Source organism: Arthrobacter sp. GCM10027362 (genome assembly GCF_042679445.1).
Classification (GTDB): Bacteria; Actinomycetota; Actinomycetes; order Actinomycetales; family Micrococcaceae; genus Crystallibacter.
In genome coordinates, this window is the sequence record NZ_JBHTML010000213.1 from 1 (window position 1) to 6,265 (window position 6,265).

6 protein-coding genes are annotated in these 6,265 nt (G+C 70.3%); 5 read left to right on the forward strand and 1 reads right to left on the reverse strand.

The window, feature by feature from the left end; all coding sequences use genetic code 11:
* The coding region (locus ACFQ36_RS19810) for a glycosyltransferase (protein WP_377016770.1) at nucleotides 1–1,056 on the forward strand (1,056 nt) is incomplete at its 5' end.
* A gap of 639 nt (nucleotides 1,057–1,695) precedes the next feature.
* Here the strand turns inward: ACFQ36_RS19810 and ACFQ36_RS19815 are convergent.
* Nucleotides 1,696–2,835 carry a glycosyltransferase gene (locus ACFQ36_RS19815; protein WP_377016772.1) on the reverse strand — a complete coding sequence of 380 codons (1,140 nt, stop codon included), beginning with the start codon at nucleotides 2,833–2,835 and terminating at the stop codon, nucleotides 1,696–1,698.
* A gap of 134 nt (nucleotides 2,836–2,969) precedes the next feature.
* On the opposite strand from ACFQ36_RS19815, the gene ACFQ36_RS19820 reads away from it, so the two are divergent.
* The 4 genes from ACFQ36_RS19820 to ACFQ36_RS19835 form a co-directional block, all read left to right on the forward strand.
* A complete protein-coding gene (locus ACFQ36_RS19820; protein ID WP_377016774.1) occupies nucleotides 2,970–4,088 on the forward strand; it encodes a glycosyltransferase in 1,119 nt (372 codons plus the stop codon).
* Nucleotides 4,089–4,155: 67 nt separating this feature from the next.
* Nucleotides 4,156–4,821 carry a glycosyltransferase family 2 protein gene (locus ACFQ36_RS19825; RefSeq protein WP_377016776.1) on the forward strand — a complete coding sequence of 222 codons (666 nt, stop codon included), beginning with the start codon at nucleotides 4,156–4,158 and terminating at the stop codon, nucleotides 4,819–4,821.
* 4 nt (nucleotides 4,822–4,825) lie between these two features.
* Entirely contained in the window at nucleotides 4,826–5,308 is a 483-nt protein-coding gene (locus ACFQ36_RS19830; RefSeq protein ID WP_377016778.1) for a DUF2304 domain-containing protein, read from the forward strand.
* Nucleotides 5,301–6,265 (forward strand): glycosyltransferase family 2 protein (locus ACFQ36_RS19835; RefSeq protein WP_377016780.1); only part of this gene is annotated, 965 nt, incomplete at its 3' end. The genes ACFQ36_RS19830 and ACFQ36_RS19835, both read left to right, overlap by 8 nt.

The window sequence follows — 6,265 nt, forward strand, 5'->3', positions numbered from 1 at the left end:
CACGACGTCGTCGTGCTGACCACCCGGGCCCCGGGCGCCCGCCGCTCCACCGACGGGATCAGCCGCTGGCCCGTGCTGCGCGACAGGTCCGGCGCCGTCCGCGGCTACGTGCAGTACGCCAGCTTCGACATTCCGCTCATCTTCCGGCTGCTGGCCCGGCGCCGGTTCGACGCCGTGGTGGTGGAGCCGCCGCCGACCACCGGCGCGGCCGTGGCCCTGGCCTGTGCACTGCGCCGCAAACCGTACATCTATTTCGCCGCCGACGTCTCCTCAAACGCCGCCGCCGGCATCGGGGTGCATCCGCTGGTGGTTGCCGCCCTGCGCCTGGCCGAGAAGCGGATCCTGTCCCGTGCCGCCGCGGTGCTGAGCATCTCCGCGGGGGTGAGCACTGCCGTCGGCGAACTCACCGGCGGGCGGGCCAAAGTGGCCGAGGTCGGTACCGGCATCGACACCGGGACGTTCTCGCTCACCGGCCCCGCGGCCCCGGCAGGACCGGTGTTCGTGTATGCGGGCACAATGTCCGAAATCCAAGGCGCCGGCGTGTTCGTGGACGCCTTCCTGAAGGTCATGGACCGCGCTCCGCAGGCGCGGCTGCTGATGTACGGGCAGGGCGTGGAACTGGCCGAGCTGCAGCGCCGGGCGGCCCCGGCCGGGGACCGGATCCGCTTCATGGGGGTGGCCGGCGGCGCCGAGATCGCGCGCGTGCTGCGCGGGGCAGCAGCCGGGCTGGCCTCGGTACGCCCGGCGCGCGGCTACGACTTCGCCTTCGCCACCAAAGCGTTCGTGAGCCTGAGCTGCGGAGCCCCGGTCATCTACGCCGGCGTCGGACCGCTGCGGAAGCTGGTGGCGGAGAACTCCCTGGGCCGCAGCGTGGACTGGGACGCCGGCCAGGTGGCGGAAGCGATGCTCGCGGTGCTCGCGGAGCCGGCATCGGCGGCAGAGCGGCGCCGGCTGTCCGCGTGGGTGGAGGAAAACTATTCGCTGCACCGCGTGGGCGAGCGGGCCGCCGCCGCGGTGGAGTCGGCGCAGCGCCGGTTCGGCAGCCGGAATGCCTAGCCCGGTGCCAAGTCTCCTTTAGCCGGGTTCCTGCGGCAGTTATGCCACATTAGTTGGGATTAGCTGGGCGTCCGTTGGGCGCAAAGATCCCCTGCTCCTGCGGAACCGTGAGGGCCACATCGTGCAACTTTCCAACGTCGCCGGTTTGTGTGCGGGCAGCCTCGAAGGCATGCGCCCGGATGGTTATCTCGTTGTTTAGTGCAAAACCCCCGCTGGCAAACATGGGGCTCCGCGCGGAGACCGCCCTTTCCGAAAGATGGAGATGGACGAAACTTCCAGGGGGATTACCTCCGCCGCCGCCCGTGGGACGGAAGGGGCCGGGACCGGGGATAATGCCAATAAAAGCCGCCGGTACAATTCCGGCTACAGTGACCAAAGCGGCCGTGATAGCGACAAATGCGGGACTGTTTTTTCTTTCGCCGCTCCTTTTAGCCCCGGTCCTGGTGAGGTAGCCCGGGAATATCCAACGGCAGGCGGCGCAGTGGGCCGGTGATACTTCTTTGTTGGTTTCAACTGACTGACGCGGGATGCCGGTGGGCCGCGTGCAGCGGCAACTTGCCTCCGCTGCACGTTCTCCGTCAATAGTCCGGCGCGCCCGGCAGGCCCATGCGGCACTGCGGCAGGCCTGCCAGCGCGTCGCTAGCTCCCGAGCAGGCGCGCCAGCACCGCCCGGGTCACCGCCTCGTCCTCGGCCGAACTGAGTGCCCGCGCCGCCTTGTGCGTATTGGCCTTGTAGCGTTCCACCTGCTCGGAGGTCAGCGCCGACAGCGCCCGGACCAGCGCCGGCGTGCCGAAGTCCTCGGTGACCACGCCCAGGTCATGTTCGCGCATCAGCCGCGCCGTCTCCGGAGACGGACTGAAGACCAGGGCCAGGCGCGCCTGGACGAAGTCGAAGAACTTGTTCGGCAGCATCAGCCGGTGGTTGGTGGTCTGTGGCGGCAGGCTGAACACCCCGACGTCGTACTGGTTCAGCGTCCGCGGCAGCTGATCCGGGGCCACCGCGTCATGGAAGGTGATCCGGGCATCCCCGGCGGCCAGCTCGCGCAGCCGCTGCCAGTAGCGGCCGCCGTCGCGCGCCTTGACCAGGTACAGGTCGAGGCTGAAGCGCTCATCCAGTGCCTTGACCGCCTCGATGGTGCCTTCGAGGTTGCGTCCGGGCACCGCCGCGCCGCTGTGGGCCAGCCGGATGCGTCCCGGGACCGGGTCCGAGGGCGCCAGGTCCCGGAACGGGCCGGCATTGCGGACCACCTGGACCGGGCAGCCGAACTTCTCGGCATACAGGGCGGCAATGGAGGCATTCACTGCGGTCACCGCCGCGGTGCGCGGCAGGTACTTCGCGCAGACGGCATACATGTACGGCTTGACCAGCAGCCGCCAAGGCAGCACATGCGCCCGCTCCTCGGGGGCCCACTCGTGCATGTCGCCCCAGACCGGGGCGCCGCCGGCGACGGCGTGGGCCAGGGGCAGGGCCCGGGCCTCGTTGGCCACGACCAGGTCGAACCGGCGGCCGCGGACCAGGCCGAGGGCCTGCCGGATGGCCGGTGCCCCGAGTTCGACGGCGGCATACCGCCGCAGCGCGAGCTTCAGCACCCCGCCGGGAGTCTGGGGCAGCGAGGGCAGGGCCGAATCGATCTCCAGGTGCGTCGTCGAGCCCGGCGGGCGGCTGCCGTAGGCCAGCGTGGTGACCTCTCCGGCCTCGGCCAGCAGGGCCAGTTGGCGCAGCACCCTCGAATCCGCCGCAATGTCCGAAAACGAGATGCACAGGATCCGTGCCGCCAAACCTGCTCCTTCGTGTTCCGGTGTACTCGGCCGCGGGCGTGCGCCATCGGCCCTGTCCAGCCTACCCGCCGTACAGGGTTCGTTAGGATGTCGGTCAAGACTCAGCTAGGACAGCCTACCGTTCAGGAAGTCATGTGAAGATCGCGATCACCAAGAGCACCTTGCGCATCCCGCCGACATATTTCGCCACGGCCCATGCGGAGAAGCTCAAGGACCGGCACGAGTTCCGGGTGTTCACCCTTGCCGCTGACATCAATGACGCCTCGGTGACCATCCCGGTCACGGACTTCGCGCCCCGGGCCGGACTCGGCTTCCGCCAGCGCGAGTTGATGATCCCCGCCTTCATGCCGCTGATGACCCTGGCCGTGCGCCGCTACCGGCCGGACCTGATCCACCAGCATTTCGCCACCTGGTCCCTGCCGGCGGTCAATGCTTCCCTGCAGTCCGGGGCTCCGCTGCTGACCACGCTGCACGGTTCCGACGTGGTGGCCCTGGGCAATCCGGCCGACACCCTGATGGCCAAATGGCACCACCGCAACGTGCTGGCCGCCGCCGCCCGCAGCCGGCGCATCCTGGCCGTGAGCCGCTACCTGGCCGGCCGTGCGGTGGAGCTGGGCCTGGACGCGGCGAAGATCCACGTCCATTACCAGGGCGTGGATACGGACTATTTCGTCCCCGGCCCGGAGCGGTCCGGGGCGGACGCGCCGGTCGTGCTCTTCGTGGGCACGCTCAATACCCAGAAGGGCATCCGGGACCTGATCGATGCCTCGCTGGCGGTCTGGCGGCGCGCCCACCACCGCCTCGTGGTGGTCGGCAACGGCCCGCTGCGCGACGCGGTGCAGGAACAGGCCGCCAGCCATCCGCACATCGAGTTCCTGGGCAGGCTGGACCGGGAACAGGTCCGCGGCCTGATGCAGCGGGCCTGGCTGCTGGTGGCCCCGAGCCAGGAGGCCGGGGGAGCGCGCGAGGCCGCAGGCCTGGTCCTGCTCGAGGCCCAGGCCTGCGGCACTCCGGTGCTGGCCTACCGCAGCGGCGGCATTCCGGAAATGGTCGACGACGGCGCCTCCGGCCTGCTGGCTGCCGAGGCAGACTATCCGGGATTGCAGGCGGCGCTGGCCGATTTGCTCCGGCTCTCCGCCGCCGATCACCGCAGCATGCGCCGGGCGGCCCGGCGCTTCGTCGAAGAAAGCCGCAGCCTGGCCGGCAGCTGCCGGGAGCTGGAACGGCACTACCAGGACACCGCGGCCTGCTGAGGAACCCCGGCGGCCCGGACCCGGCCTTGGCCGGGGCGCTTCCGGGCACATATGGAATACTGGGCAGGTGAGTCGTTGCTGGGTTGTCGTGCCGATGTACAACGAGTCCACCGTCGTCGGCTCCGTCATCGAGGGGCTGCTGGAGGAGTTTCCCAATGTCGTCTGCGTCGACGACGGCAGCACGGATGGTTCGGCGGCGGCCGCGCACGCCGCGGGCGCCGTCGTCGTCAAGCATCCGTTCAACCTCGGACAGGGTGCGGCCCTGCAGACCGGTATCGAATACGTCCTGCAGGATCCGGAACTGGACGCCCTGATCACCTTTGACGCGGACGGCCAGCACCGGGTGGCCGACGCGAAGGCGATGCTCGAGCGGATCCGGTCCGGTGAGGCCGAAGTGGTGCTGGGCTCGAGGTTCCTCAACGGTGCTGCCGACGTGTCCTGGCTGAAGAAGCTGGTGCTGCGCACCGCCGCGCTGCAGTCCCGGCTGACCACCGGGCTGGAGCTGACGGATGCGCACAACGGCCTGCGCGCCTTCTCCGCACCGGTCGCGGCCAGGATCAACCTGCGGCAGGACCGGATGGCGCATGCCTCCGAACTGATCCACCGGCTCGGCGAAATCAAGCCCCGGCTGGTGGAGCATCCGGTCCAAATCATCTATACCGAGTACTCCAAGGCGAAAGGGCAGTCCCTGCTGAACGGCGTCAACATCCTCGCGGATCTTTTCTTCAGGTAAGCCCATGATCATCATCGTCCAGCTCCTGCTCTTCCTCGCCGTGGTGATCGGCACGCTCGCACTCATGCGCGGGGCCGGCAACGCCCGGCACACGGCAGTCCGCCGCATCCTGCTGATGCTCTTCGCCGTGGTCGCGGCGCTGTCCGTCTTCTTCCCGGCAATGCTGACCTGGTTCGCGAACCGGCTGGGCATCGGCCGCGGCACGGACCTGGTCCTGTATGCGCTGATCGTCTTCTTCATGATCTACATGGCCACCTCCTTCCAGCGCACCCGCCAGCTCGAGGCCCGCATCACCAAGCTGGCGCGGCGGATCGCCTTGGACGAGGCGCCGAACCCGGCGGCGGTGGCCGAGGGCCGGATGCCCGAGCGCGGCCCGTTGCCCGGGAACGGCGATGGGGCGCCCAAGATGGGCGGCGGCGCGGTGTCGCCAAACGGCACCGGCCCGAATCCGGAAGCCCGCCGACGGCCGGAGCGTGCCGGTGGTTGAGGCCGGAACCGTCCACCGCGAGCCGGTAGAGGTAGTCATCGCCGTCCACACCATGGACCGGCCCGTGCGCCGGGCCGTGGCCTCCGTGCTCGCGGCCGGGGCGCCGGGCACCATGCGGGCGAGCGTGGTCTGCCACAACATGGATTCCGGGCCGGTCCGGGCCGCGCTCGCGGACCTGCCCGGGAATGCCTCCGGGGACGCTGTCCGGGTGCTGGAGTTCCGCGACGGGATCCCGTCCCCGGCCGGTCCGTTCAACTACGGGCTGCAGCAGGCGCAGGCCCCATGGGTGGCGATCATGGGCTCGGACGACGAGCTGGAACCCGGCGCCGTGGATGCCTGGCGCGACGCCGCCGTGAGGAGCGGTGCCGTAGCTGCCATCGCGCCGCTGCGCCTCCGTGGGAACGGGCGGATCCTGACTCCGCGCGCCCGCGTGCTCCGCGGCCGCAGGGTGGACCCGGTCCGGGACCGGCTCGCCTACCGCACAGCGCCGCTGGGGCTGATCCGGCGCGAAGCCGTGGACCGGCTCGGCCTGCGGCTGGCCCCGGGACTGCATACCGGCGAGGACCTGGAGTTCGGATTGCGCCTGTGGTTTAGCGGTGACCCGATCGTCTATCCGGCTGCGGCGCCATGCTATCTGGTGGGCGAGGACGCAGGCGTTCGGGTCACGGGCGCGGTGCTGCCGCTGCGCGAACAGTTCCGCGACCTCTCCCGGCTGCTGTCCGGGGGCTGGCTGGCCGGGTTGCCGGTCCGGTCCCGGGAAGCAGTGGCGGTGAAGCTGCTGCGCGGGCATGTGGTCGGCGCGGCACTGCGCCGCGGGCCGGACTTTGACTGGGCGGACGATGACCGCGCCGAACTCTCCGGGTGCATCCGCACGATCGCCGGGCTGGCCCCGGGGGCACCACGGCTGCTCTCGGCACCGGACGAGGCGCTGCTGCTGGCCCTGCGCGGCCGGCCCGG

Bases quoted from the DNA above. Each gene is read 5' to 3' on its own strand.
- ACFQ36_RS19830 (WP_377016778.1), top strand. From the start codon at position 4,826: ATGATCATCATCGTCCAGCTCCTGCTCTTCCTCGCCGTGGTGATCGGC.